A 25,991-nucleotide genomic window follows, 5' to 3' on the forward strand; every position below is an offset into this window, starting at 1 on the left:
CGCGTAGCGATTCCCTAGACCGGGGGGCGGCAGAATGACATCAGGAGAATCAACCCCAGGCCATTTACCAGACCCGTTCTTCCGTGTGGTGACCTCCACCTGTTTCACCCGCGAACTCATCACCGACCTCGCAGCCGGGCGCTGCGCGGCCGTCCGGGTACCCGGCTTCTTCACACCCGGTCGGTGCACCGAGGTGCGGGAGGCGCTGGAGCGCAGCCGTTTCGACGTCTATGGCACGGCCCGTGTCGATCCGCCGGTGATGCGCTTCGGCATCGGCGTCAGCGACCACATGTCCAAGGGGGGCGTCGCCGACAGCTACTGGGACGCCCTGGAGGGCCACCACAAGGCCTGGCGCAGCCTCGGCCTTCCCTTCGACCCCTTCCGACTCTGCCGGGAACAGCTGGGAGCCCGGTGGCCGGGCGGAGTGAGCGTCGGCCGTCGCGGCGGCCGGGAGCTGGGTGACGGGGTGGCACGGGAGCCCAACAGCGGTTTTCAGGTCCATTTCGACGATGCTCTGCGGGAGTACAGCGGAAACCTTCTGGACTCCGCCCTCCTGGCCCAGTTCGCCTTCAACCTCTACCTCAGTGTGCCCCCCGCGGGGGGCGAAACCATTTTGTGGCGTCACCGTTGGCACCCCGCCGACGAGGCATTCCGACTTCCAGGGTCCTACGGCTACGCGGAGGAGGTGGTGGGTGACGCGCAGTCCATCGAGATCTCGCCCGAGATCGGCGAAGCCCTGCTGATCGACCCCCGGAACTTCCATGCCGTGCGCCCCAGCGACGGCGCCCGGAGAATCGCACTGGGATTCGCGGTGGGGCTGAGTGACACCGCCGAGCTCCTCACCTGGGCCTGACAGCGCCGACGAACAGCCCGTTTTCGCGCTGGAAGCCCAAGGGCGGCGCCGTACAAGGGTTTTGACGCCCTTCCCGCGGCGCCGCTACGTTCAGCCGATGGACCTGTTGCGCTACGTCGCCTTCAGCAACGACACCTCGGGGGGCAACCCTGCCGGGGTGGTACTGGACGCCACCGGCGTCGACGAGACCGCCATGGCAGCCCTGGCAGCGGAAGTCGGCTACTCGGAAACCGCCTTCGTGGTGCCGCGCGAGGACGGCAGCCTCGGCATCCGCTACTTCAGTCCGCAGACCGAGGTGCCCTTCTGCGGTCACGCCACCATCGCCACCGCCGTGGCACACGCACAGCGCCACGGGGTCGGCGAACTGCTGCTGCACACCCAGGCCGGCCCGGTCCCCGTCACCACCGAGACCGCGGCCGACGGAAGCGTGCTCGCCACCCTGGTGAGCGTGGCGCCCCGTTCGACGGCCCTCACCGATCCCGACCTGGCCGAGCTCCTCACCGCGCTGCGCTGGTCCGCCGAAGACCTCGACCCGAAGCTGCCACCACGCGCCGCCTACGCCGGAGCCTGGCACCCGGTCCTCGCCGCTGCCAGCCGGACCCGGCTCGCCGACCTCGACTACGACATGCCCGCCCTCAGCTCCCTGATGGCCCGCCGGGATTGGGCCACCGTCGCCCTGGTCTGGCGCGAGTCGGACACCGTCTTCCATGCCCGCAACCCGTTCCCGCCGGGCGGAGTGGTGGAGGACCCGGCGACCGGAGCCGCAGCCGCGGCCTTCGGCGGCTATCTGCGCGAGCTCGGGCTGGTCGACACCCCGACCACGCTCACCGTCCACCAGGGCGTGGACATGGGACGGCCGAGCCTGATCACCGTCGGTGTCCCCGAAGACCACACGGCCGGCATCAAGGTCACCGGCACCGCGGTAGCACTGCACTGACAGGCGCGGCTCACCGAACACACCGCGCCCAGCGGCCCTGACCTCCGCGGGGGCTGTCCCGGCGGCCCCTGGAGGTCATCCCGCGGCGCCAGGCGTGGCGGGGCGAACCGCAAAGCGGCGGGTCGGGGTTTCCGCCGACCTCAGGGGCCGGCGACCTCCACCACGATCTCGATCTCCACCGGCGAGTTCAGCGGCAGGATGCCCACCCCGACCGCGCTGCGCGCATGCCGACCCGCCTCCCCGAACACGGCCAGGAAGAGCTCGCTCGCCCCGTCCACCACCTGGGCCTGCCCCGTGAAACCCTCGGCGGAGGAGACGTATCCCACCACCTTCACCACCTGCACGACGGCTTCCAACCCCACCACGGAGTCGACCGCCGCCAGCGCGGCCAGCCCACACATCCGGCTCAACTCCCGGGCCCGATCGGGCGAGACCTCCGCCCCGACCCTGCCGACGGCCACCAACTCGCCGTCCACCAGCGGAATCTGTCCCGCGACGAAAACCAGCCGGCCGCTGCGCACCGCCGGGACGTAGGCCCCCTTGGGCGGGCTCACCCCCGGAAGGTCCACGCCGAGTCCGGCAAGCCTGTCGCGTGCATCAGCGCTCATGGCACCCCCTGGTGACGTGGACCACAGCGGCCATCCTCCCACCGCGGCCCCCGCGCGTACGCGAAATCGCGCCACCCGCCGGCACCGGGGGTGACCTGACTCCCCGCGGTGCGCCCCGAACGCCCACCACGCGCCGGTCCGACTCGGCCGCGGGGTGCCATCTACGCAGCGGCACTGCCGTGGAGGTCAGAGCACCGGTGACGCGGTGACTCGCCGCGCGCGCTGCCCCGTCGAAACGCTTTGGCCGACCTCCTCCAGCGAGCGGGCGACCGCCTCCGGTGAGATTCCCACCCACTTCAGGTAGTGCAGGCTCTGTGCGGCCCGCCGGTAGTGCCGGCGCACCCGGTCGCCCCCGATCAGCGAGTGCTCCGCCACCGCTCGCAAGGTCGCCGCGGGCATGGCGCTGACGGTCCCGCGGGTCACCAGTTCCTCGACGTATCGGGTGTCGACGCGAGGGCCTCCCGCCGCCCCGGCCGCTTCCCACAGCAGGCGCTGCGGCCGGGCTCCGGCCGCGGCCAGAGCCGCCCAACGGTGGGTGCCGAACTTCTCCTCCCGCACCTGGTGGGCGAGCCTGGCCAGGGAGATGCCAGCCCTTCCCCGCAGGGCCTTCGACTCAGCGGTACCGGCCTTCTCCAGCAGGCCGTCGATCCTGGCGTCGAAGGCGGCGAGCGGGAAGGAAGCCACTGAGGCGATGCCCGAGAGGTCACGTCCGGTGGAGCGGGCCCGCTCCATCCCCAGGAGGAAGGCGTCGACCACGTCGCCGTACCGTCGTGTCGAGCAGATCGAGGTCACCTCGACACCGATGCCTTCGGCCAGACAGGCCGTCACGGCAGGCAGCGCGTCCTCGGTGGCGGGGATCTGCACCAGCAGGTTCGGCCGGTCCACCTCCCTGCGTACCGAGCGGATAGCGGCCACCAGCGCCCCCGCGTCTCCGGGCAGCCAGGACCCGGGCGGTACCGACACCAGCCCGTCCCGGCCGGCCGTGCGCTCATGGACGGGGCCCAGTGCCGAGCAGGCCTCCTGGACGTCATGGGCGAACCAGGGTGACCCCGGTGGCAGACGCAGTCCACTCACACCCTCGGTGACCAGCTCTCGGACATGACCGGCGTCCAGCGCCTCGCTGTTCACCGCGAGCCAGATCGCCACGCCCTCGCTGACAAGCCGCTTCACCGTGTTCATGCTTCTCCTATCAGGCCGAAGGTCACGGGAGGCGACCTGACCGCACGAGGTGGTGCAGACGGGTCGACTCACCGTGCGACTGCTGCGGCAGCCGGTCATGTCTTTTCTGTACGCCGGTACTTGGAGCTACGTACGGCCCGGTCGGGCTGCGTGGGCCGCCGGTCTCGGCCCTGTCCTCCGTGTCAGCGCGGGAGAGCGGCTGAGATCTCCGCGGGCGCTGCGGAACGGAAGCGGAAGTCCTCGAACAGGCTCGTCTGGGCACGCTCGGCGCCACGCATCCGAAGCGCTTGACTGATCAGGGCGTGATCCAGCATGTAGAGCCGGCTGCCCTCCTCGGTGGCCGCGGGGGACAGGTGGTCCACCACCCAGGCGAAGGCCGATTCACCCGCATAGCGCTCACGCCCGCTGAACAGCCTCTGCGCTTGGCCGATCTCGCCGAGCATGTTCACCAGATAGGCGAACGGATAAGGGCGGTTGACCCGGTCCAGGTCCGTACGGTCCAGATCGGGATAGGAATCGACCACCCGGTCGAGCATCCGCTCGGTGATCAGATCCATCCGGCCGGTGAGCATGGCCGTCTCGATCATGTAGGCGTAGGCGATTCCGTTGAGGAAGAAGTTCGCTCCCGGATCCACCTGCTCCCACATGCCCACCACACCCTCGACGAAGGCGTCCTTGTCGGGCAGTTGGTCTTCCAGGCGCCCCAGGTTGTGCAGCGCCACCAGGTAGTACAGGCCCATGTGGGTGCGCTCCACCGGGCTGATGCCGGCCCACAACTCCTTCATCTGTGCCAGCCGGTCACGGCCGTAGGTCAGGTATTCCGACCTGCCGGACATCGCGACGGCGTTCAACATGGTGACGAGCGGGTATATCTTCGAGAATTCTGCCGACATGGGCTGAGGAAATGCCGGGGGGCTACCCAAGTCATCGGCACGGTCCAGGTGGTCCAGGACCTCCCGCATGTAGTTGCGCTCTCCGTCGAAGATGAGAGCGTCATGGCCGAGCAGTGAGATCACCGAGAAGAGCATGGAACCGCCGCGCCCGCGGAAGAAGGGCGCCGGGACCCTCTCCAGGAGGTTCAGGGACTCCTTGACGTAGTGGCGGTCGCTGGTGACCAGCCGCTCCTTGAGGCCCAACTGCCCTAGGGCGAGGAATACCGCGGAGAAGGCGGAGAGCTTCTCGTAGTCCCCGTGGCGTCCGGCGTTCTCGTCCTTGATCTGGTCCGGCTCGATCCGGTCCACCAGTGCGAGCACCTCGGCCGGGAAGTCCAGGCGCTCGTTCACCAGCAGCGTGCGGTCCAGGCGGAGCTTGGCGAACGCGTCCATGAGGATGCAGCCGGCCATCAGCCGCCAGTACGGATTCCCCTCGGACCTGACGGCTGCGAGCACTCCATCGAGGTCGCGCTGGGTCTCGGCGGAGCCGAACTCGCATTCCGGGTCGACCAACTTCAGGACGAACTCGGCGAGCCGTCGGGAGAAGAGGGTGTAGGAGTTCGAGGCGGGCACCTTCACCGCCAGGAGATCGAATGCCCGACGGATGCGGGTGGCGGTGGCCGGATCGTAGTCCACCGGGTACTGGCCCAGACCGATGCCACGGACCATGCGGCTCCATGGAGTCGCGATCATCCGCGACTCGTTCGACAGGTCGGCCAGCCCCTTGACGGGGAGGACGGGGGAGTTCGAAGCGAGGGCCATGATGGTTGAGGCCTTCCCTGTAGAGGTCATCACTGACCGCGTGCGAAGAGGGGTTGAGGAGCGGGGCTCTGCGGCGCCCGTTGCGGGGGCCGGGTGCGGGGCGGCGGAGCCCGCACCCGGCGACGACCGCCGGCTCAGACCAGCGCGTGCGACTGGAGGGACCTGACCGGAAGGTCCTCGGAGCGGACCTGTTCCACCTCCGCCAGATGGAACAGGGGCGGCACCTCGATGCCCAGGAACTCCTCGCGTTCGCCCTCCAGCATCTCCAGCGCCCAGTTCAGCCACTTGATGCCCTCGCAGTAGATGGCCACCGGGCGCCGCTGGGTCTGATAGGTGTCCGTCAGGGTCCCGTCCAGCTCGGCCTGGAAGTGGAAGGGCGGCATGGCCGTGAAGTGGGTCCCCATCATGAAGACGAACCGGATGAGCCAGTAGGGGTCGTCCCGCAGGTTTCGCGACTGCGGATCGTCCAGCCCGTACACGGCCGTCATCACGGGGGCGAAGTAGTCCTCCATCCCCTGCGGGGCCGCGGTCGGGTCGATGCGACCGCCCTTCGCCGCCACATCACGCACGCGATAGGCCTGCTGGTAGGGGTTTGACTCGTGGAACTCGATGTCCACGAGCGGTGTCCGTCCCCGTCCGGTACGCACCGACAGCCGGAACTGCTCGTAGTGGATCTCGTCGTAGTGGCCCACCGAGTTGTGCCAGGGCTTGTTGTCGTACATCGCGTCGTCGCGGGTGTCACCACCGTCGCTCCGGAATCCGATCGCGCGGGGATCCAGGAACTTGATGCCGAGGGACTCCGGGGTGATCGCGGCCAGCGCCCTGTCGATCTCCTCCTGGGCAGCTCCCTCCTGCACCAACCGCGCTGCTGCGAGGAGCGGTTCGGTATGGGCCATCTTGATGTTCTCGGTGTTCGTGTCCCCCATGACCAGGGAGTGGAACTGCGGCTCCAGGATCCTCAGGTACTCCGGGCGTTCGCGGAAGCGCTTGAGCAGCACCGCGTGGTTGCGGTACGGAACACCGTTGATGACGATCCGTTCGGTGTCGAGCAGCTCGCGGCTGAAGGTCCTCGGGGCGGTCTGGCGGCAGAGGGCCAACCGGTCCTCGATCTTCTTGAAGTAGGAAACGTCCAAGGACCTTCCGGGCGCCGGGGTCCGGTTGACGGAGTGCACCTCGTCGTTCAGCACCCGGAAGATCTGCTCGTAGAGGCGGGCGATGACGGCGGGCGGCGGAGAGTGCTTCTCGATGAACCGGCTGACCTCCTCACCCTCGACGTAGCTCATCTCGTAGATGACCTCCTCGAAGGTGCTCTTTCCCGCCGCGCGCTGGTGGGGAGGGACCGGGATCTCCCTCTCCAGGACCTCGTAGACCTCCGGGAAGTACCCGCGTACCGCGTCGGGCAACGCCTGCAGGTACTCCGCCTGCTTCTTGGCCTTGGCGAAGGGCGGGAGCATCACCCCCTCTCCGTCCGGGTTCCAGTGAGCCGTGGTCAGCGCCTCGCTGAGGATCTTGCGAACAGTGATCCGGCTCTCGCCCTCCTTCTGGAGGAAGAAGGTCATGGACTCGCTGCCGCCCTTACCGAATCCGACGATCCGTTCACCGCTGTTGACGTAGGCGTAGACGGTGCTGCTGAGCAGACGCCGGCTCTGCGCATAGCGCAGCACACTCTCGTTCTCACTGGTCAGGGTCCACGTGGAGAGGTCCTCGAAGGCATCAAGGGCCAAGTTGACCTGCTTCTTCCAGACCTCACTCGGCGTGAGCAGGCTGATCACGCCCGTCGCGTACGGCCCGGCGTCCACCCGGGCCCGGTCGAAGTCGGAGCCGAGCGAGAGGATCTGGCAGTTCCCGTTGAGGTGAATGCGCCGGACGCCGGCTTGGAGGGCGCCGTCGAGGAAGACTGCGCGGGTGGCGGCCTCCAGGTCCTTCTTCGACTGGAGCGGCACACCGCCCGGGGAGATCACCGGAACCGAGGACGCCACGAGTGAGGAGAGCATCCGCTCCAGGGCGGTCCGCAGCCGCTCCTCTCCGGGACTCGCCAGCAGCCACAGCGCGTACGGCTCCACGACCTCGGCCAGCGGCACGGCCCCGGAGGCCGCGAGGGCCACCAGCCAACCCAGCGGATCGCTTCCTTCCAGGTAGTGGTCGCTCTGCGCGAACAGCGCCGGGCGCTCCAGCCGGAGCGTCTGGAAGAGGGCCGACTGGTAGACCACCCTTCCCACGGCCAGCTGCGCGGCGGTGGGCTCGCCGGGGCCGCCCGGAGCGTGCAGGTCCTGGTCCTCGATCCGAAGCTCACGCAGGAGGTCCTGGTGGATCTGACGGGCCACGGGTTGGGCCTCCAGCAGGGCGAGCGTCCGCCGGACCAACTGCGGGTACTCAAGGTCCCCCAGCCGGTCGAAGTGGAAGACCACCACCTCGGGCTGCCTGACACGGGTCGAACTGCGGTCGACCACCTCGCCCCGTCCGTCGATCACCTTCAGCTCGGCATAGACCTTGCCCACCGAGTCGGGGTGTCCCACGAGCCTCTTCCGCAGCCGTGCCCGCAGCACCAGCTCACCCTTGTCGAGGTCGATGCTTTCCCGGTGGTTGCAGGTGTGCTGGAAGGTTTCCAGGAACTGGTAGAAGGCCGGCGATCCCTCCCGCTCCTTCTGGAGCATCTCCTCGGTGACGACGCGCCCCATCGCCCGGTAGAAATAGCTCTCACAGAAGGGGCTTCTATCGGCCAACTGGAATAGCGTGCGCAGGGTTTCGTAATGCTGCCCGTGCAGCTGCTCGCCGGATATGTAGAGCTTCTCCAGGTCCGCCATCAATCCGTCCATGATCTCCGCTACGCGAAGGAGGAGATCCGTCTCTTCACGGTTCCCGGTGTAAGCCATGGCAGGCGCTTCGACGTGGTTGTCGGTCAGGAGTTGCATGGACTTGTTCCCCAATCCAAGCTCAATGATCGCATCAGGATGAAGGCCGCCCAGGATCTCTACCGTCGTCTGGGATGCCATGATTTCGTCGGTCATTGCCAGAACTCCGCCACGAACCTGCTCGGCCGTGGTGAGAAGTCCGGCGCGGTGGTTCGAAACCACCGGGGTACGGGGCTCCTTGAACAGGACTCCTTGATCCTCGATGAAGCGCTCAAGAGCAGAGCGGGCCCCACCCATTCGCTCCGAATGGGCCAAGAACGTGGTGGGGCTCTTCAACTCGTCGGCCTGCACAGCCGGAAAGCCCTGGAGGAACCGATCGAAGTCGGACTTCATACCGGTCCGGACGTAAATGTTCCGCTGCGTTGGCGAATAGAGCTTGTGAAGCTCGACATCAGCCTTCGGGTATGTTCTCGTAATGCTCTTGAGCAGCTGTGCGAGGTCTTCCGGCGCGCCCTTGAGCCCGACCACGCAGAAGGGTTCGGGGACCAGTTTCACACCCCTGATCTCCTCGGGAAGGTAAGCAACCATGTCCCGGGTGAAGGCGTCACTCGCGGTCCCACCGGATGCGGCCAACAGCATCAGCGGGGTGAACGCACGCGCGATCTTGACCCCGTCTCCCACGGACAAGGACCCGCTGGCCACCGCGGCGGTGAGGGCACCAAAGCTCTCCCCCGTGTAGGCCACGAAGCGCGGACCCGTCGACCGCCGCCGTGCGAGGGTGCGCAGTCGGCTCTCCAGGGCCAGGTTGTGAACCAAGAACGCCGCACCTATGAAACCCTGCTGCTCCATCTTTCCCGTGGGCATGTTCTGCGGTGTCATCAGAATCTTCTCGGGCTGCCCGGGGAATCCCATTGCCCGGGCGCCCTCCTCATAGACGGCGACCACTTCCGGGATTCCGCAGTCGAGCAGAGCCCGGCCCAGGTTCTGATAGACAGCACGGCTTCCGAGACCGGGGAAGAATCCCACGAAGCGGGCCGTCGCGGAGGACCGGGAAAAGCCTGGCGGCGCGCTGCTGCCCGAGAACCCCGGAAGGGTAGGTCCGCTCACCACATCCATGTCCGGATCCTCACTCGGACTGACTTCCACGGCTGGCGCGGTAGCAGCGCGAAGTTCAAGGTCCTGACGTGAGACTTCCGAAGCTTTGGCGGGCACAGCTTTCCCCCACAAGTAATGGCCAGCACGGCCGTTGGAATCTTTCAGGCAGCGGAATTCGGCAGCGACATGCCGTCACCGGCCGGCTCGGGTCGGTCACAGCCGTTCCGCCTGTGAATCCGGGCATCAAGGTGCGGCGGCAGGTGGAGCACCTGGATCGACTGTCTGGACGGTGGGCCCTCTGCCAGGGCCCGGGAGGATCGGGTTTCCAGGTTTGGGAAGCATGTTCTGACTGGTCGCTCACGCCGCTGGGAGCGATCCCAGCCCGTTCTCGTTCTCAGATGGGTACGGCACACGGAGGAAGGGAGAGGGCCAGCTCGGGCAGCTGCGGAATGCCATCCACATGGAGCCCCCAGGAAATTCCGCGCCGTCTGGGGAGGGCTGACCGATCACCACTAGAACAACGGGAACATCTGAGCGTCAAATAACGGCCACTATCAGGGAGATAACTTCCCTTATCGGGCCGGTGGCGGATTCACGCCCTACGTCGTACGTGCCGCGCCCCGGTGCGCGCGGGCCCCGACAGCACCGGTACGCCGGTTCTGGGCACGACCAGCGGCGATCAAGACCGCGGGGGCGGCACCTTCGGGCGGGGCCTCCTCACCGCACCGCCCCGACCGGAGCGAATGGCGCGTTCACGTCTGACCACCGCGACGCCCTGCGGCCTTGCGCACCGCCTTGCGATCAGGTGTCGGCGGGCCACATGAGCGCCCCGAGGACCCCCTTGTCGCCAGGACCCGCCCGGAGCCCGTACCGGAAGCCCGTGATCGTGCAATGACACTGCATTACCACGCAGTTGCCTACGAGCGCCACCCTCGTTGCTACCTTCCATTCGGTCGAAGCCGAACTTCTGTCACGAGAAAGGTCATTGCGTGTCCAACCTCCGATTCGCAGCGAACCTCTCGAACCCCTCGACCGCACCACCGCTACTCGACCGCCCGACCGCGACCGCGGCCCACGACGTCAACCGGGCCACAGCGCGATGCCCATGGTCCGATCAACCACCACGAGCCCGCCGGCCCCGGACCGGCGCCCCCTCGAACTCCGCTCGGGCACTCCACGCCGCCCGCCCCGTACTCTCCCGACCGCCACACCGGCGAAGCCGAACCGACCCACTCAGATGACCGACCAGCCGAAGAGCCCGGCGCCAGGGCTCTCGATGTCCCGCCGCACCACACCGGCCCACCGACCCGGCCTCTGCGACCAGGAGTCCTCCGGCCACCACCGGCCGGGCCGCACAACGACCGACCATGCAGGTGCCCCCGTCAACGCAGCCGGGTGGCGAGACCACTCCCCAGGGCCACCGCCCCACCCGAGGAGCACCACCCCCAGCCGTACGGCAGCCCCGCTCGGCCCGTGACGCGCCCGCGGGCCACGGGGTGGCGGCGGACCACATGGGGCCACACATTGAGGGGCCGTCCCGCAACACGGGCGGCGATCGGGGGAGATGGGACCAGTGAACCCAGCTTGGATTCGCACCTTCATCGAGGTCTACCGCACCGGCTCGTTCGGCAAGGCCGCACAACGGCTGAACATCTCGCAGCCGGCCGTCACTCAGCAGATCCGCGCCCTGGAAAAGAAGTTGGGTACCTGTCTGTTCATCCGCAATCCCACCGGCTCCAGGCCCACGCCGGCGGCTGACGCGCTCGCCAGTGACGCCATGGGCCCGGTCGACGCTCTCGACGCAGTGGTGCAAAGGCACTTCGGCACGGGTGGGGAAGCTCGTCTGCTCCGTCTGGGTGCGCCCAGCGACCTGATCAGCCAGCGCATCCTGCCCGTACTCGCAAACATGCTCCGGGACCGCGTACAACTCCGCTCCTCCCCGACCCGGTCCGATTCCCTGATCGACCAACTGGCCTCCGGTGAACTCGACATCGTCGTCGCTCGCGGGCGGCCCCGACTGAAGGGGGTTACCGCGCTGCCCCTCTACGACGAGGAGTGCAGCCTGGTGGCCTCGGCGGACACCGCCCGCGACATCCCGCCCGGGCGCATCGCCGAAGAGGGCCCGCAGGTGCTCGCCAAGTACCCGCTGGTGGCCTTCGCCGAGTCCCTACCGCTCATCGATCACTACTGGTGGTCGGTCTTCCACGTCCACGAACCCACGGACCCTGACGTCGTGGTTCCTGATCAGCGCGCCGTGTTGGCCGCGGTGAAGGCCTCCGTCGGCATCTCGGTCCTGCCCACCTACCTCTGTGTCGACGATCTCGCCCGTGGGGATCTGGTGGAGCTCGTGGAACCCGAGGTCCCTCCCATCACCACCGCCTACGTGGCGACGAGATCAGCCGATGTCAGTCGCCCCCACGTGTTGGCCGCTCAGGACCTGCTGCTCGCTCACGCCCGCAGCTGGACCTGAGGAGCGCCGGCCCCACCCGGCCTCAAGACCACTGCCTGAACGAGAAGTTCACAGGAGGGCAGCTCAGGGACCCGTGGTCACAGCAGCCATGCCACTCCAAACTATGGCGCTTGTGACGATAGCCCGCGCGTGCAATGATTGCGCACGCGGCATAAAAATCCAGTTTGATCTACAATCGGAAGGTTTGGACATGCCTATCGGGCTTATTGCCTTGGCACTTGGGGGCTTCGGCATCGGGCTCACGGAGTTCGGCATCGTGGGTCTGCTGCCCGAGGTGGCGGCGGACTTCGGTGTCACCGAATCCGTAGCCGGCTACCTGGTCTCGGGCTACGCGCTGAGCGTGGCCATCGGTGCCGTCGCGCTGACCGCAGCGATCGCCCGCTACGACCGCAAGAAGGTCCTGCTCTCGCTGATGGTGCTCTTCATCGCGGGCAACCTGATCTCCGCCATCGCCCCGGTCTACTCGGTGCTGATGACGGGTCGGATCGTCGCCGCTCTTTGCCACGGCGCCTTCTTCGGCGTCGGCGCGGTCGTCGCCGCGGACATGGTCGCCGAGAACCGTCGCGCCGGAGCCATCTCGCTGATGTTCGCCGGACTGACCGCCGCCAACGTGCTCGGTGTGCCGCTGGGCACCATGCTGGGCCAGCAGCTCGGCTGGCGTTCGACCTTCTGGGCGATCACGATCATCGGTGTCGTCGCACTGGCCGGCATCAAACTGCTGGTGCCCCAGACCGCAGCCCCCGCGGAGACCAGCCTCCGCAGTGAGTTCGGCGCGTTCCGCCGGCCGCAGGTGTGGGTCTCCATCGCGGTCAGCGCCCTCGCCTTCGGTGGCGTGATCGGCGGCTTCACCTACATCGCCTTCACCCTCACCGAGGTCAGCGGCTTCGCCAGCACCACGGTGCCGTGGCTGCTGGTGCTGTTCGGAGCGGGCACCTTCGTCGGCAACTACCTCGGCGGCAAGGCCGCGGACAAGTCCCTGAACAACTCCCTCATCGTGATCCTGGGCCTGCTCGCCGTGGTCCTCGGCGTCTTCGCCCTGACCGCGCAGAACAAGGTCATGACCATCGTCTCGCTGCTGCTGATGGGCACGGTCGGCCTGGCCACCGCCCCCGGCCTGCAGCTGCGAACCATGAAGTACGCCCAGGACGCCCCCACCATGGCCTCCGGCGCGAACATCGCCGCCTTCAACGTGGGCAACGCCCTCGGTGCGTGGCTGGGTGGTCTGGCTCTGGCCGCCGGGTTCGGGTTCGTCTCCCCCCTGTGGGTCGGCGCCGCCGTCACCGTGGCCGGCCTCCTGGTCCTGGTGATCGGTTCGCTGAAGCCGCAGGCACAGGTGGCACCGGCCGCCCGCGAGCCGCTGAGCAGCGCCGCCGGCTGACCTCCGGCCGGAAGCGGACTACCCGCGCCAGCAGATCCTTGCTGGCGCGGGTAGTCCTCGTTGGGCGATATCGTGGAAGCAGGTCCGTCGGAGGAGGAGCCCGTGTCGCTGGCTGACGAAGAGGTTGAGGCCCAGGTGCACGGCTGGCGCCTGCTCGCCGTACTGCACGCCCGCATCGAGACGCGACTGGGGCGGGTCCTACAGGCGCGCTTCGAACTCAGCGTCAGCGAGTACGGAGTCATGGAACTGCTGTCCCGCCAGGAGGAACACCACCTGCGGATGGGACAACTGGCCAAGGCCATGGCCCTGAGCCAGGCAGCCACCACACGGCTGGTCAACCGACTGGAGGACCGTGGGCTACTCGCACGCTGCCTGTGCCCCGAGGACCGCCGGGGCATCTACAGCGAGGTCACCCCGGCCGGCTTCGCCCTGCTCGACCGCGCCAGGCCGGAGCACAACGCGGTGCTGCGCGACGCACTCGCCGAAGCCTCCCGGAACCCCGAGATGGCGCACCTCGTCGCCGCGATCGGCCTCGCTGAGAGCAGTCCCCGGATCCCGAGCTGACCCGCCGCGGAGATCGGCACCGGGGCTGGGAACCCGTGGGACCCCGGCCCGGTGCCCGTCACCACGCGCCGGCGCACCCCTCCACATCAGCCTCCCTCCCACTCCTCGTCGGCTAGACGGGAAACGAGCCCGCCGTCGTCGGCCAGGCCGAACCAGACCTCGCCCGACTTGCGCCGCCGGCGCCCGACGGTGCGCAGGAGTCCCTCCCAAGCCTCGGTATCGCCCGCGTCAACACCGGAACGGTAGGCCTCCTCCGCCCCAGCGTGATCACCTCGCGCCGCCCGAAGCCCACCCATCGGACCCCACGCTTCCGGATCACCGGCGCCGACCGCGAGCTCGAAGGCCCGTTCGGCCGACTCCGGGTCCCCCGTCTCCGCCCGCACCCGGCCGAGTGCCGTCCACACACCGACCTCGCCGAGCTCCGCCGCACGATGCGCCGCCCGCTCCGAAGCCTCGCGGTCACCAGAGCGCTCACGCATCCGCGACAACGCCGACCAAGCACTTGGCTCACCCGCTTGAGCAGCCTTGAGCGCCGCCCGCTCAGCCGCCGGCCGGTCGGCGGCAGCCTCCCTCATCCGGGTCAGGACCACCCACGCCTCCAGGTCCCCCACCGCAGCAGCTTCCTCAGCAGCACGATCAGCGGCTACCGGGTCACCACCGCGCTCCCGAAGCCGTGCGAGGAGACCCCACGCCTGCCCGTCGCCGGAGCGCGCCGCACTCGCCGCCGCCTCCTCCGCCCCTCGTGGGTCTTCGGCGGCCTCACGCAGAGCGACCAGCTTCGTGGCCGCGCTGCCGACGCAAACCGACTCGGCCGCGAGGTAGGCAGATTCGGCACCCCTGAGGTCACCGCACGCCGACCGCCTGCGGGCCAGGTCGAGCCAGGCCTCGGCCCCGGCAGCCCCGGCGGTGAGCGCCGCTTCTTCGGCGTCCCCTCGCCTCCCCGCATCCCAGTGCAGACGCACCAGTTCCCGCCAGGCCGACGAGACACCCGCCTCGGCAGCGGTCCCGTAGGCGATCGCAGCCCCCAGGAGATCCGCCGCCCGCTCACATAAGCGCGCGAGCCCCATCCACCCCCAGGGCTCCCCTTCCGCCGCAGCCGCCCGATAGGCCTGCCGGGCCGGCTCGGTCGCACCGGACTGCTCGTGCAGACGGGCCAGGGCGATCCAAGCCCCGGCGTCGCCGGCCCGAGCAGCCCGTGCCGCCACCTCGGTACCGCCCGCTCCGCCCTGTGCGTACACGAGCCGCACCAGCGCAGCCCAGGCTCCTGCCCCACCCAGTTCCGCCGCGAGTTCATAGGCACGCACCGCGGCCTGCGGATCGCCGGCGTTCTCCCTGGCCACGGCGACCGTAAGCCAGGCCCGGGCGCTCGTGCCTGCCGCCGTGTCCGCGCCCGACCCGTCACCGACCTCTTCGAGCAGGAGGGCCAGACCGGACCGCGCGTTCTCGCTGCCCATTGCGATCGCCCGCCGGTACAGGCGCACGGCGTGGCCGTAACGACGGCGGTCCTGCGCCGCCTCGCCCAGGGCACACAGGTCCTCCGCCCCCGGGGCGTGCCGCACCACCGCCCCCCACAGTTCGGGCGGCGGAGCAAGATGGGCTCGCGAGCGCCGAACGCTCTGGTCGAGGTAGTCACAGACGTGGTAGCCGTCCGGTTCCCCCAGCCCCGCGGCGAGACGACCTGGAACCAGGGCCCCCTGTTGGACGAGACTCTCGACCGCGTTGGCGAACCAGGCCTTGTCATGGGTGACCCGCGCGGTCGCCGGTAGGTAGCCCACGGCGGCCTCGGCCAGCAGCGCTGACGGCAACACACCGCTGTGACCGAGCCGACGGACGTCAACTGCCGCGCTCAGCAACGCGTGTTCGATCTCCGAGAAGGCGTTGCCTGGACCACGGCCATAGAGTTGCACCAGTTCTGGCCCACCCGTCAGTTGCTGGATCAGTCGGGGTCGGTCCTCGGAGGCGACGAGTGCGGCCCGCAGTGCCGCCGCGATCCGGGGGTCCTGCGCCGCGAGCCGGCGAGCCACCCGCAGGTCCGCACTGAGGTAGTCGGGCACGTGGATCTCCGCCCGGCTGCGTTTGAGGAGGGCCCGCCCATGGAACGGTGCCTCCGGCGCCACGCTCGCCCTGCTGGCCAACCGGCGTGCGTACTCGGGCCACATGCTGCCCAACACCGCACAAGGAGAGATCCGCTCCAGCAGGGTGCCCAACGCGAGCGCGGTCTCCTCGCCCAGCGGCCCCGTGAGGAAACGCTCTGCCTCATCGAGCCACACCACAGTACAGGCGTCCACCGAGTCCGTGCCGATCCAGTCGAGGAGCTCCCGAGGGCCCGAAGGGATCAACACCGGCCAGTCCCCGAGCTCCGCGCACACGGCCTCGTACGCTGCTCGGGTCTTGCCACTGGACGGCTGCCCCACAAGGAGGGCCAGGACAGAGACCCGGTCGGCGACCGATTGCCGGATTCGTTGACGAAGAACCTGGTCGTGGGCGCGCACGAGGTACGGAGTGAGGGTGTCCTCCGCGTCCTCCCCGCCGACGGCCGGGAGCACCCCGAGCCGGGCTGCTCCCCACTGCTCGGCAGTGTGGGGCCGCGCCGTCGGGTTCGAATTGACTTCGATCCACAACTTCCTGGTCCGGGCCACCGCTTCGGTGGGATCGACGGGCCCGGGTTGGGCCCTCGCGAGCACCTCGGCCACCGTCTCCGCATCCGGCAGACCGGGCAGGGTCCCCCCACTGATCAGCCGGCTCACCGTGTCCTTGCTCGGGCAGCCGGGCAGCGTGTCGTCCTCGGTGACGAGCTTCACGATGTCCTCCAACGCGGGTGCGCCGGCTGCGAGATAGAGGTGATACACGTGCCGTTTGAAGTCCCTGAGCGGTCCCGGTGGCACCCGCGGCGGGGCGATCAGCCGCGGTCGGCGACCCTCACCGCGGCGTTCGGCGCCTCTCATCGCCATCCGTCTCCCGTCCTCCCCGTCCGATCGCCGTCCGTCGCCTCCCGACCGACGGCGATTCCACCGGGCCCATGGTGGAACGACGGCCCGGTGCGCATCCAGGGTGCACCGGGGAACCTGAGGCGGAGGTAGGAATGTTCAGTCTTTGGGTGGCCAGGCTGGGGAAGCTCGGCGATGCGGGGTGCGGAGTGCTCGTGGTGGCGGTTCTGTCTCTGCCACTCGTCCTGGTGACACTGGCCAGCCTGCCAGCGGTAGCTGTCCTCCCCCTCCTGCGGGGCGACGGCTCGAAGGCCCGTCGCATCGTCGAACAACTCACCTCGTGGACCGAAGTCCTGGTATCCAGGGGACGTTGACGACATGGAACGTACGCTTGTTGAAACGGCATCCGGAGCATGGAGTGTCATGGAGCTGACCATCAGTCATGAGCACGTCTCCGAGTTGATGACGGTGGTGAAACCGGTGGGCGAGATCAGTGTCTACGGGGCGCCGTTCCTGCGCGAGAGCATCGTGGAGGCGATCAACCACGGCTACAGCCAGGTGGTGATCGATCTCAGCAAGGTCGACTTCCTGGACAGCACCGCCTGCGGCGTCATGGTCGGAGCCCTCAAGCGGACGAGGGCCCACGAAGGCGGAGTGGCCATCGTGTGCACCGACCGTCGGCTCCTGAAGATCCTCCAGAGCTCAGGCCTGATCAAGGTGTTCCCCATCTACTCGACCGTGTCCGAGGCCGAGGTGGGACTGCCCCTGATCACCCAGCTGTTCCGGCGCCCCCGCAACACCACGCAGGACGGCGAACGCTCCGCGCTCCTCAACCAGGCCCCCGACGGGCTGGAGTGCACCCATGAGCCCCTCTCCGCAGTGATGTCCCTGATAACGCTCCAGGGCGGGCTCGACGCGGTCAGCGTCCCCAGGCTCCGCCTGACCCTGCACAGCCTGCTTGATCAGGGACGTCACCTGCTGCTGATCGACCTCCAAGCCGTCGTCCGCATGGACGGCCCCGGGCTCGGCCTTCTGGTCGGCGCCCTCAAGCGTGCGCGCCAGACCAACGGTGGAATCGCCCTCGTGTGCACCCGGGCGCCATTGCTTGAGATCTTCCGCATCACCGGTCTCACCAGGGTGTTCCCCTGTTACGAGTCGGTCGCCGCGGCACGGGAGGGGCTCCTGACGGTCCTCGACGCCACCCCGCGGGCGGGCCAGACCGCGGAGGCCACCCCCTGACCCCGGGCCACGCCACCGAGCAACCAGGCCGCGGCACGCCCCTCCCGGCCTTGCGTCAGAGGGTGATCTCGGGATCTGCCGGGCTGAGGTGGTGCACGGAGGTGTCCTGTGCGTGCGGGTTGAGCAGGCCCTGCAACTCGTGCGCGGCGTCCTTGAGGAGGCCTCCGTCACGGGTGGCGTGGAGTGTTTCGAGGATGAAGACGACATGGCTGGAGTCCTCGGTGACGCGGGTGCGGTGCGCATCACGGTGGTTCCAGTGGCGGGTCAGGACGTCGATGGCGTCCGCATAGATGATCTCGCCGGGCTTGGGGGTCTCCACGGTGTCGGGTTCGCCGAGCGGAGTGAAGTGCTCCGCACCGTCCGCGTACCGGATCTCGACGTCGCCCTCGACCCGGTCCAGGTCGAAGGCGCCGGCAGGCAGGGCGTGCCGGACGGAGACGGCGTTGTAGGAGTCGACGGCCGGATTGATCCGCGGCAGCGTTCCCTTCTTGGCCACGCGTCGGCCCAGTGCATCGACGCTGGCCCGGATGCGGCGCGGGTTGGTGCCGAAGGAGCGGTAGGCGGTGTGCCACGCCTCGATGCGCGGATCGCCCTCGTCGGCAGGCTGCCAGGAGCCGTCCGCCAACCGCTGCTCCAGGTCCGCGACGGCGCCGGTGGTCTCGGGCCAGGGCTCGTGGCCGCGCAACCCGGTGGCGGTGACCAGGGCGATGCAGGTGTCGGGAAAGGCCTCGGCTACGGCGGGGCTGATACGGAAGACAGTCATCTGGCGGGGTTCCGTTTCCTGTGGGCGCGGGGCGGTCGGGTCGGTCGGGATTCCATGCTGTCAAGGCACGCGGCACCGCGGCCACTGCCTTCGGGCCGCTGACGGTTGACGGCTGACGGCTGACGGCTGACGGCTGACGGCTGACGGAGGCGGTTCGGCGCGCCGAGGACGTCGAACCACCCCGGCGCCCCGTGCCCGCCGCGGCTAACGCGCAGCCGCCTCCAGGAGGACCCGAGCCAGTTCACGTGGCTGGGAGAACATGGGCCAGTGGCCCGTGTCCATCTCGACCAGGCGCCAGCGCTCGGCGGTCAGCAGCTCCACCACGTCCTCGTTCGGTTCGTCGCCGTCGAGCAGGCACTTGACGTACACCGCCGGCAGTTCCCCGAGCGGGCGGGTCAACACGGCGGGCTCGGTCAGCGTGGCACCTGGATGTGGCGTCGAGCCGGCCACGATCCGACCGATCTGCTCTTCGGTGAGCCCTTGGCCCTCGTAGTCAGCCGCGGCCAGCGGCGCCCAGAAGCCCCCGTTCTCGGCGATCGAAGCCTCGACCATGTCCCTGCCATCCGGCCAGGCCGAAACGAAGGACTCGCGGTCGGCCGGAACATTGGAGTCGACGAAGACCACACGGGTCAGTCGCTCGCCGAGCCGATCGGCCGCCTGACCTACGGGGATGCCCGAGTAGCTGTGCCCCACGAGCACGACGTCACGGAGGTCGAGGCGTTCCACCTCGTCCAGGATGTCCTGCACGTGGGTCTGCTGTCCGGCCGCGGTCCCTTGCTTGTCGGCGAGCCCGGACAACGTCAGCGGATGGGCTGTGTGCCCGCCCGCCCGTAGCTCCGGAACCACTTCGTCCCACGCCCAGGCTCCCAGCCAAGCACCCGCCACCAGCACGAAATTCACCATAAACGCATGGTAAGGGCTGTCCCGTGGACAGACCGGGGCAGCCACCGGTGGACCAACGATCTTCGGACAGAATCCGCCAGGTCCCTCAAGTCGCGAGTGGTCAGGTGAGCTGCTCGACGATCGTGCGGGCGACCTGGCGCTGGCCCTCGGCATCGAAGAAGTGACCGCCCGGGACCGGTGTCAGGTCGAACCGGCCCGTGGTCTCCTTGGACCAGTCCGCCATCCGCTCGGGGTGGGCCTCTTGGTCCTCGGTGCCCGCGAAGGCCCGGATCGGCATGTCGAGCGGCGTGGCCGGCCGGAAGCCGTGGGTGGTGAGCACCGTCAGGTCCGCCCGCAGGGTCGGCAGCAGCCCGGCGAGCAGATCGGGTTGCTCCAGGACCTCGACGGGTGTTCCGCCCATGTCACGCACATATCCGACGAGGCCGTCCTCCCGACCGTCCCACTCCCACTGGCCGTCGTCGCACGCGGGCGCCACGCTGGCCGCCAGGAACAGCTCCCGCGGCTGCGGCAGTCCGCGCTCGCGCAGGGCGTGGGCCAGCGCCCAGGAGACCCGGGCCCCCATACTGACGCCGTAGCAGGCGAACGGCTTGTCGAGCAGCGGCTCCATCACCTCGATGAGGTCGTCCACCAGCGGCTGCATCCGTTCGTACGGAGTTTCGGTGAACCGGTCCGCGCGGCCTGGGAGCTGCACCGCCACCGGCTCGATGTACCAGGGCAACTGCTGCGGCAACTGGCGGAACAAAGATGCGCTGCCACCAGCGAAGTGGAAGCAGAAGAGCCGGGTTTCGGCAGGTCCGCTGCGGCCGAACCGCTTGAACCAGCGACGATCGACGTCCGGAACGGGGCGGGCCGGGCCGGTCACGGGGTCCCCGCCTTCAGCAGGTTGCCCGCCATGGTGTCGAGGAGGCTTTCGGGTGCCTCCATGAACTTGTGGTGGTGCCCCTCAAGCAGCACGGAGGTGGTCTCTCCGCACTCCGTCCAGCCCGTCATGTCGGCGAAGGGGATCTCGTCGTCCTCGGTCCACCCGATGGCGGTGATCCGGCCCGGTAGCCGACAGGGGTCCGGCATGACGTACCGCTTGTTGGTGTCGACGTCTGCCCGCAGGATCTCCAGGTAGAAGGAGAGGATCTCCGGGCTGGGGTCACCACCCATCCGCCTCATCAGCTTGTCAAGTTCGCCACCCAGCTCAGTGTCGTCCATGGTCAGGAAGCGGCCCGCCGGTCCGTCCTGCGGGGCGACCTGCGAGGAGACATACAGCTCGGTCGCGACGGGACCGCCTCTGCGGGACAGTTCGGCCGAGACCTCGTAGGCGGCGAGCGCCGAACCGCAGTGTCCGAAGAAGGCGAAGGGGACGTCCAGGTGGTCCGCGAGCCCGGGCGCCATCGCCCGGGCGAGCTCCTGGTAGGTGGTGAAGTTGGGTTCGGCGAACCGTGTCTCGTGGCCCGGGAGTTCCACCGGGATGAGGTCCACCCCGTTCCACTGTCGTGGCCACTGTCGGTACATGCTGGCGCCGCAACCCGAGTAGGGGATGAGGAACACCCGCGCTGCGGCACCTGCCGCGGGCCTGTGCGGCAGCCATGGGTTCCGGCCGGAGGGGCGGTGGTTCATCGGCGGGTCTCCAGGGGTCGGGGTGGTGGAGGAACGGTCGTCCCGGGCAGGGGGATCAGCGCGGCCGGGCGGTGATCGGGAGGTTCTTGTAGCCGGATATGAAGTTCGACTGGAGCCGGGACTTCTCCCCCGCGTATGCGAAGTCGGTGAACCTTCCCAGGAGTTCGGCAAAAAGGATCTTCAGGGTGACCCTGGCGACGGTGTGTCCGACGCAGTAGTGCGGGCCGATGCCGAACGCCACGTGCTTGTTCGGCCTGCGGCGCAGGTCGAAGGTGTCGGGATTCGGGAACACCGCCCCGTCCCTGTTGGCCGACCCCAGCCAGACCACCACGGCGTCTCCGGCCCTGATACGGGTACCGCGGATGACGGTGTCGTTGACCGCGTACCGCATGAAATGGCTGACCGGCGAGGCCATGCGCAGGGCCTCCTCCACGGCGGTGGGCGTGACGCTGAGGTCCGAGGCCCAGCTGTCGAGCAGCCCGTCCTCAAGGTGCTCGGCCATCATGTAGTTGGGCGAGTGCGGGGTGGTGACCACGGCCCCGAGGAGCACGCTGTAGCAGTTGGACATCACCTCACCCGGCGTCATGGTCCGACCGTCCACCTCGGTGGTGATCAGGACACTGATGAGGTCGTCACCCAGATTGCGTCGGCGCTCACCGTAGATGTCCTGGAAATAGGCGAAGAGCTGGCGGTGGGCGTGGTCGAGCGTCTCCTGGGTGCCGCCTGGCCGCCGGTAGGCGGGGTCGTCGGCGGCGATGGAGGAGTTGAGCAGTTTGGCCAGCCAGGGCCAGTCTTCGCGGGGCAGGCCCATGGAGACACCGCCGACGGCGACCGGCAGGGCCAGCATCGCCTCCGCGAAGTCGAAGGGGCCACCGTCCTGGAGGGGTTGAAGGATCTCCAGGACCAGCTCCCGGATCATCTCCTCCTGGCGTTCGATGGCCTTGATGGCCATGGCCTTTTGGAGTCGGGCGCGCATGATGGTGTGTCGCGGTGGGTCGGTGGCCGCGATCTGCCTGCCGCCCGCCGGATCCTCGACACCGAGGATGTTCAGCAGCGTGCCGCGCTCCGAGGTGAACGTATGGGAGTCGCGCAACACCTGGTCGGCCTCGTGGTAGTTGGCCACCGACCAGAAACCGTTGGCTTCGTCCACCTGCTGCCAGGTCAGATGGTCCTTCTCGCGCAGCTCGGCCCAGAGCGGGTGGTAGTCCCCGTCGCTGTAGAGCATGGGGTCGGCAAGGCCCATGGCGGCCTTGCCGACCGGGCAGCCGGTGGCGGGCACGCGTGCTCCGGCCGTGGTCCCGGTGGATTCATCGAACGGTCGCATCCGCGGCCTCCTTCGTCGCTTCGGGCTGCTGATCCGGCCGCGGCTCGGCAGCCGAGGTCAGTGGGCCCGTCCCCTCGTGCTGCCGCAGGCTCTCGGCGAGGTCCTCGATCGTCGGACGCAGGTACAGCGTGCGGGCCGGCAGCTCGACGTTGAAGTCGTTCTGAAGCGCGGCGAGCAGTTCGGCGGCCATCAACGAATGCCCGCCGAGTTCGAAGAAGTTGTCGGTGATCCCGATGGGCTCGACGTCGAGGGCGTCGCTCCAGATCTGCGCGAGGCGGCGTTCGAGGTCGTCGGTGGGCTCGACGTACTCGTTCCACACGTTGCGCGGGATCTTCGCGGACGGCAGGGCGGCACGGTCGACCTTGCCGTTGGCGTTGAGCGGGATCTCCGGCAGGGCCAGGATCGCCCAGGGGACGAGGTGGGCCGGCAAGGTGGCCGCGAGCTGCTCACGGAGGCTGGCGCCGAGTGCCGCCGCCTCCTCCTCGGGCATGCTGCCCACGGCGACGTGCGCGATCAGGCGGGTGTCCCCGGCTCCGTCGGTGTGAGTGAGCGCGGCGGCCTCCTCCACCCTCGGGTCCTTGAGGAGTTCCGTCTCCACGGTGCTGGGCTCCACCCGGTAGCCGCGGATCTTGACCTGGCGGTCTGCTCGGCACAGGAAGTCCATGGCCCCGTCGGGCAGTTCGCGGACGATGTCACCGGTGCGGTACATGCGGCGCCCGGGTTGGTCCCCGAAGATGTCGGCGACGAACTTCTCGGCGGTGGCGCCCGGCTTGTTGAGGTAGCCGGTGGCCACCCCCTCTCCGCCGACCCACAGCTCGCCCCATTCCCCCGGCGGGACGGGACGCATGGCGTCGTCGAGGATGGCCGCTGTGGTGCCGTCGATCGGGGTACCGATCGGGACGCGCTCGTTGTCGCTGCTGGTGCGGGTGGTCCAGCAGGTCGTGAAGGTGGTGTTCTCGGTCGGGCCGTAGCCGTTGGTGAACGTCAGGTGCGGATGAGCCGCGAGGACCCGCCGGACGTGGTCCGGGGAGAGCACGTCGCCGCCGGCGAGGAGGTGGCGGACCGTGCCCAGGCTCTCCAGGTGGTGGGCGACGAGTTTGTGGAAGAGGCCAGAGGTCAACCAAAGGATGCTGACGCCTTCGTCGTGGATCGTCTTGACGATCTCCTCCAGATCGGCCCGGCCGGACGGAGCCAGGGCGAGCCGGCACCCGCGGACGAACGCGGTCCAGATCTCGAAGGTCGACACGTCGAACCCGACGCGGGTGATCTGTAGGAAGACGTCCTCCGGTCGGACGTCGATCCAGGAGGGAGCGTCGACGAGCCTGAAGATCGCGCGGTGCGAGACCACCACGCCCTTGGGCGTGCCCGTGGAGCCCGAGGTGTAGCAGACGTAGGCGGGGCTGTCCGGTCCGATCTCGGTGGCCGGCAGCAGGCCGGGCTCGGCCGCTCCGGGCTCGGCGGGGTCGTCGATCGAGAGCACGTGCTCGATGCCCTGGGCCAGGGGTGCGGTGCCGGAGTCCACGACGGCGAAACGTGCCTGTGCGTCGTCGAGAATGCGGGCTCGCTGCTCCGCCTGCTCGGCCGGGTCGAGGTACAGGTAGGCGCCGCCCGCCTTGAGGATCGCCGTCAGCACGACCATCAGGTCCATCGAACGGTCGAGCAGCACCGCGACAGTGCTCCCGCCGCCGACACCGGCCGCGCGCAGCCGCCGTGCCAGGGCGTCGGCGCCGGAGTCGAGCTGCTGGAAGCTGAGGCTGCGGTCGCCATGGCTGACCGCGGTCGCCTCGGGTGTCCGCGCGGCCTGTTCCGCGACCATGTCGTGCACGCAGCGCGGCGAGCGAGCTGGCTGAAGGCTACCCATCACTGATTCCCTACCTTGTGATTCTCTGCTCGGCTCTGCTCACCGACACCGTGCAGGCTCAACTGGAGGCGGAGGCGACCGCCGGGTCCTGGCGTGCGCTGAGCGGGCGGAGGTCGGTCCAGTTCTGGTCGATGTAGTCCAGGCAGGACTGCCGGGTGCCCTCGTGGACGGCGGTCCAGCCGGCCGGAACATCCAGTTTCACGGGCCAGAGCGAGTGCTGCTCCTCACCATTGACGAGAACGGAGAAGGTCCCGTTGGAATCGTCGAAGGGATTCATTTCATCGGCTCCTTGATTTGGCAGCTGTGAGTGGAGCGGGTCGGGCTGGAATACCGCACCAGGGATTCATGGAGCGCCGGCTTCGGCGTCGCCCCGGAATTGTCGACGAATTGCACACTCTGGCCGCCCAATTACTGCTGGACGTCAAGCTGAAGCTACCGGCAGGGAACCCGCGCGTACTGTCACATGAAAGGACGACATCCGGGCCCCGGGCTCAACGCAGGGCGGATGGTCACGGGGGCGGGCTCCGGCTCTGGCGGCCCCTCAACAGACCTTGTGCACCCAGGCACTGGGGTCGGGAAGCTGTCCGTACTGGATACCGAGCAGCTCCTCGCGCAGCCGCATGGTGACCGGTCCCGGTTCGCCGTCGCCGATCGTCCACGCCTTGCCACCGGCGCCCTTGACCTTGCCGATCGGGGCGATGACTGCGGCCGTGCCGCAGGCGAACGCCTCGGTCATCTTCCCGGCCGCACACAGTTGTTGCCACTGGGGCACCGACATGGGCCGTTCCTCGGCGTCCAGCCCGAGCTTCGGGGCCAGCTGTAGCAGCGAATCACGGGTCACGCCGGGCAGCAGTGTGTCGGTCAGCGGCGGTGTGACGATCCGCGGGCGGCTGCCGTCTCCTTCGTCGAGCACGAAGAAGACGTTCATGCCGCCCATCTCCTCGACCCAGGTGTGTTCGGCCGCGTCCAGCCACACCACCTGGTCGCAGCCCTCGGTGACGCCCTGACGCTGGGCGGCGAAGGCGGCGGCGTAGTTGCCTCCGACCTTGGCCGCACCGGTGCCGCCGGGTGCTGCCCGGGTGTACTCCTCGGACAGCCACACCGTCAGCGGCCGGACGCCCTCCGCACCGAAGTAGGCGGTGGCGGGTGAGGCGAAGACCACGAAGAGGTAGCTGCGCGAGGGCAGGGTGAACCCGAGCTCGTGTTGGGTGGCGATCATCAGGGGGCGCAGGTAGAGGCTGTTGCCCGCGCCGTCGGGAACCCAGTCACTGTCCTGGGCGACCAGGATCTCCAGCGCGCGCAGAAAGGTTTGCTCCGGTATGCCGGGCATCGCGAGGCGCGCCGCGGAGCGGTTGAACCGGGCCGCGTTGACCTCCGGCCGGAACAGTGCGATGCCGCCGCCGTCCTGCCGGTAGGCCTTCATGCCCTCGAAGCACTCCTGGCCGTAGTGGAAGACGGAGGCGGAGGGGTCAAGGCTGATCGGCCCGTACGGTTCGAGGCGGCCGTCGTACCAACCGAGTCCCTCGTCCCAGCGCACGGTGACCATGTGGTCGGTGAACGTCCTGCCGAACCCGGGCGCGGCGAGGACGGCCCCGCGCTCCTCGTCCGACACCGGCCGCTCACAGGTGTGGATCTCGAAGTCCACCGGCTGACCACCTCTCCTTGCTGAACCGGGGAAACCGAAAAGGGCTGTTGCGGCTTCGAAACTACCCGTGCCGAGTCGGAGCAGCGGTGTC

The 25,991-nt window shown here is 68.8% G+C and carries 20 protein-coding genes and 1 pseudogene; 8 read left to right on the forward strand and 13 right to left on the reverse strand.

Annotated features, from left to right (window positions below; translation table 11 throughout):
• Window positions 1-88 precede the first annotated feature (88 nt).
• Together ACFYMC_RS15285 and ACFYMC_RS15290 are read left to right on the forward strand one after the other, a co-directional pair.
• Complete coding sequence (locus tag ACFYMC_RS15285) at window positions 89-853, forward strand: proline hydroxylase (RefSeq protein WP_388524334.1); 765 nt, start codon at window positions 89-91, stop codon at window positions 851-853.
• A gap of 97 nt (window positions 854-950) precedes the next feature.
• The gene (locus ACFYMC_RS15290) at window positions 951-1,790 is read left to right on the forward strand and encodes a PhzF family phenazine biosynthesis protein (RefSeq protein WP_388524336.1); all 840 of its coding nucleotides are present in this window, start codon (window positions 951-953) and stop codon (window positions 1,788-1,790) included.
• A gap of 140 nt (window positions 1,791-1,930) precedes the next feature.
• Here the strand turns inward: ACFYMC_RS15290 and ACFYMC_RS15295 are convergent, their stop codons facing one another.
• The 4 genes from ACFYMC_RS15295 to ACFYMC_RS15310 form a co-directional block, all read right to left on the reverse strand.
• The gene (locus ACFYMC_RS15295; RefSeq protein ID WP_388524339.1) at window positions 1,931-2,398 is read right to left on the reverse strand and encodes a RidA family protein; all 468 of its coding nucleotides are present in this window, start codon (window positions 2,396-2,398) and stop codon (window positions 1,931-1,933) included.
• Window positions 2,399-2,584: 186 nt separating this feature from the next.
• The gene (locus tag ACFYMC_RS15300) at window positions 2,585-3,577 is read right to left on the reverse strand and encodes a transaldolase family protein (RefSeq protein WP_388524341.1); all 993 of its coding nucleotides are present in this window, start codon (window positions 3,575-3,577) and stop codon (window positions 2,585-2,587) included.
• A 182-nt stretch (window positions 3,578-3,759) separates the two neighbouring features.
• Window positions 3,760-5,271, reverse strand: a complete 1,512-nt coding sequence (locus tag ACFYMC_RS15305) for a hypothetical protein (protein ID WP_388524344.1) — start codon at window positions 5,269-5,271, stop codon at window positions 3,760-3,762.
• A 134-nt stretch (window positions 5,272-5,405) separates the two neighbouring features.
• Window positions 5,406-9,149 (reverse strand): ACP S-malonyltransferase, encoded by a 3,744-nt coding sequence (locus tag ACFYMC_RS15310; RefSeq protein ID WP_388524347.1) that lies wholly within the window; start codon window positions 9,147-9,149, stop codon window positions 5,406-5,408.
• A 1,642-nt stretch (window positions 9,150-10,791) separates the two neighbouring features.
• Between ACFYMC_RS15310 and ACFYMC_RS15315 the strand changes: the two genes are divergently transcribed.
• The 3 genes from ACFYMC_RS15315 (at window position 10,792) to ACFYMC_RS15325 (ending at window position 13,630) form a co-directional block, all read left to right on the forward strand.
• Window positions 10,792-11,688, forward strand: a complete 897-nt coding sequence (locus ACFYMC_RS15315) for a LysR family transcriptional regulator (protein ID WP_388524350.1) — start codon at window positions 10,792-10,794, stop codon at window positions 11,686-11,688.
• A 190-nt stretch (window positions 11,689-11,878) separates the two neighbouring features.
• Window positions 11,879-13,066, forward strand: coding sequence for an MFS transporter (locus tag ACFYMC_RS15320; RefSeq protein ID WP_388524353.1), 1,188 nt, complete (start codon window positions 11,879-11,881; stop codon window positions 13,064-13,066).
• A 102-nt stretch (window positions 13,067-13,168) separates the two neighbouring features.
• Window positions 13,169-13,630 carry a MarR family winged helix-turn-helix transcriptional regulator gene (locus tag ACFYMC_RS15325; protein ID WP_388524355.1) on the forward strand — a complete coding sequence of 154 codons (462 nt, stop codon included), beginning with the start codon at window positions 13,169-13,171 and terminating at the stop codon, window positions 13,628-13,630.
• 86 nt (window positions 13,631-13,716) lie between these two features.
• Here ACFYMC_RS15325 and ACFYMC_RS15330 read toward each other — a convergent pair whose 3' ends face one another.
• Window positions 13,717-16,581, reverse strand: a complete 2,865-nt coding sequence (locus ACFYMC_RS15330) for a hypothetical protein (RefSeq protein ID WP_388524358.1) — start codon at window positions 16,579-16,581, stop codon at window positions 13,717-13,719.
• A gap of 131 nt (window positions 16,582-16,712) precedes the next feature.
• On the opposite strand from ACFYMC_RS15330, the gene ACFYMC_RS15335 reads away from it, so the two are divergent.
• The 3 genes and pseudogenes from ACFYMC_RS15335 (at window position 16,713) to ACFYMC_RS15345 (ending at window position 17,796) form a co-directional block, all read left to right on the forward strand.
• A complete protein-coding gene (locus tag ACFYMC_RS15335; RefSeq protein ID WP_388524361.1) occupies window positions 16,713-16,931 on the forward strand; it encodes a hypothetical protein in 219 nt (72 codons plus the stop codon).
• A 49-nt stretch (window positions 16,932-16,980) separates the two neighbouring features.
• Window positions 16,981-17,307: pseudogene (locus ACFYMC_RS15340) on the forward strand (STAS domain-containing protein); the annotation flags it as partial.
• Window positions 17,308-17,439: 132 nt separating this feature from the next.
• Entirely contained in the window at window positions 17,440-17,796 is a 357-nt protein-coding gene (locus ACFYMC_RS15345; RefSeq protein WP_388524416.1) for an STAS domain-containing protein, read from the forward strand.
• A gap of 55 nt (window positions 17,797-17,851) precedes the next feature.
• Here ACFYMC_RS15345 and ACFYMC_RS15350 read toward each other — a convergent pair whose 3' ends face one another.
• The 8 genes from ACFYMC_RS15350 to ACFYMC_RS15385 all read right to left on the reverse strand — a co-directional run bounded on the left by ACFYMC_RS15350 (window position 17,852) and on the right by ACFYMC_RS15385 (window position 25,900).
• The gene (locus ACFYMC_RS15350; RefSeq protein ID WP_388524363.1) at window positions 17,852-18,559 is read right to left on the reverse strand and encodes a B3/4 domain-containing protein; all 708 of its coding nucleotides are present in this window, start codon (window positions 18,557-18,559) and stop codon (window positions 17,852-17,854) included.
• A 204-nt stretch (window positions 18,560-18,763) separates the two neighbouring features.
• Window positions 18,764-19,462, reverse strand: coding sequence for an alpha/beta fold hydrolase (locus ACFYMC_RS15355; RefSeq protein WP_388524365.1), 699 nt, complete (start codon window positions 19,460-19,462; stop codon window positions 18,764-18,766).
• Between the two features lie 100 nt (window positions 19,463-19,562).
• Window positions 19,563-20,324 carry a thioesterase II family protein gene (locus ACFYMC_RS15360; RefSeq protein ID WP_388524367.1) on the reverse strand — a complete coding sequence of 254 codons (762 nt, stop codon included), beginning with the start codon at window positions 20,322-20,324 and terminating at the stop codon, window positions 19,563-19,565.
• On the reverse strand, window positions 20,321-21,070 hold the full coding sequence (locus ACFYMC_RS15365; protein WP_388524370.1) for a thioesterase II family protein: 750 nt from the start codon (window positions 21,068-21,070) through the stop codon (window positions 20,321-20,323). Before ACFYMC_RS15365 ends, ACFYMC_RS15360 begins: the two co-directional genes overlap by 4 nt.
• Before the next feature lie 55 nt (window positions 21,071-21,125).
• Window positions 21,126-22,394 (reverse strand): cytochrome P450, encoded by a 1,269-nt coding sequence (locus tag ACFYMC_RS15370; protein WP_388524371.1) that lies wholly within the window; start codon window positions 22,392-22,394, stop codon window positions 21,126-21,128.
• Window positions 22,378-24,255 (reverse strand): amino acid adenylation domain-containing protein, encoded by a 1,878-nt coding sequence (locus ACFYMC_RS15375; RefSeq protein WP_388524374.1) that lies wholly within the window; start codon window positions 24,253-24,255, stop codon window positions 22,378-22,380. Before ACFYMC_RS15375 ends, ACFYMC_RS15370 begins: the two co-directional genes overlap by 17 nt.
• 58 nt (window positions 24,256-24,313) lie before the next feature.
• The gene (locus ACFYMC_RS15380) at window positions 24,314-24,532 is read right to left on the reverse strand and encodes an MbtH family protein (RefSeq protein ID WP_388524377.1); all 219 of its coding nucleotides are present in this window, start codon (window positions 24,530-24,532) and stop codon (window positions 24,314-24,316) included.
• Between the two features lie 264 nt (window positions 24,533-24,796).
• Window positions 24,797-25,900, reverse strand: a complete 1,104-nt coding sequence (locus ACFYMC_RS15385) for a branched-chain amino acid aminotransferase (protein ID WP_388524380.1) — start codon at window positions 25,898-25,900, stop codon at window positions 24,797-24,799.
• Window positions 25,901-25,991 lie beyond the last annotated feature (91 nt).

Origin of the sequence: Streptomyces sp. NPDC006879 (assembly GCF_042869595.1) — a bacterium.
Classification (GTDB): Bacteria; Actinomycetota; Actinomycetes; order Streptomycetales; family Streptomycetaceae; genus Streptomyces.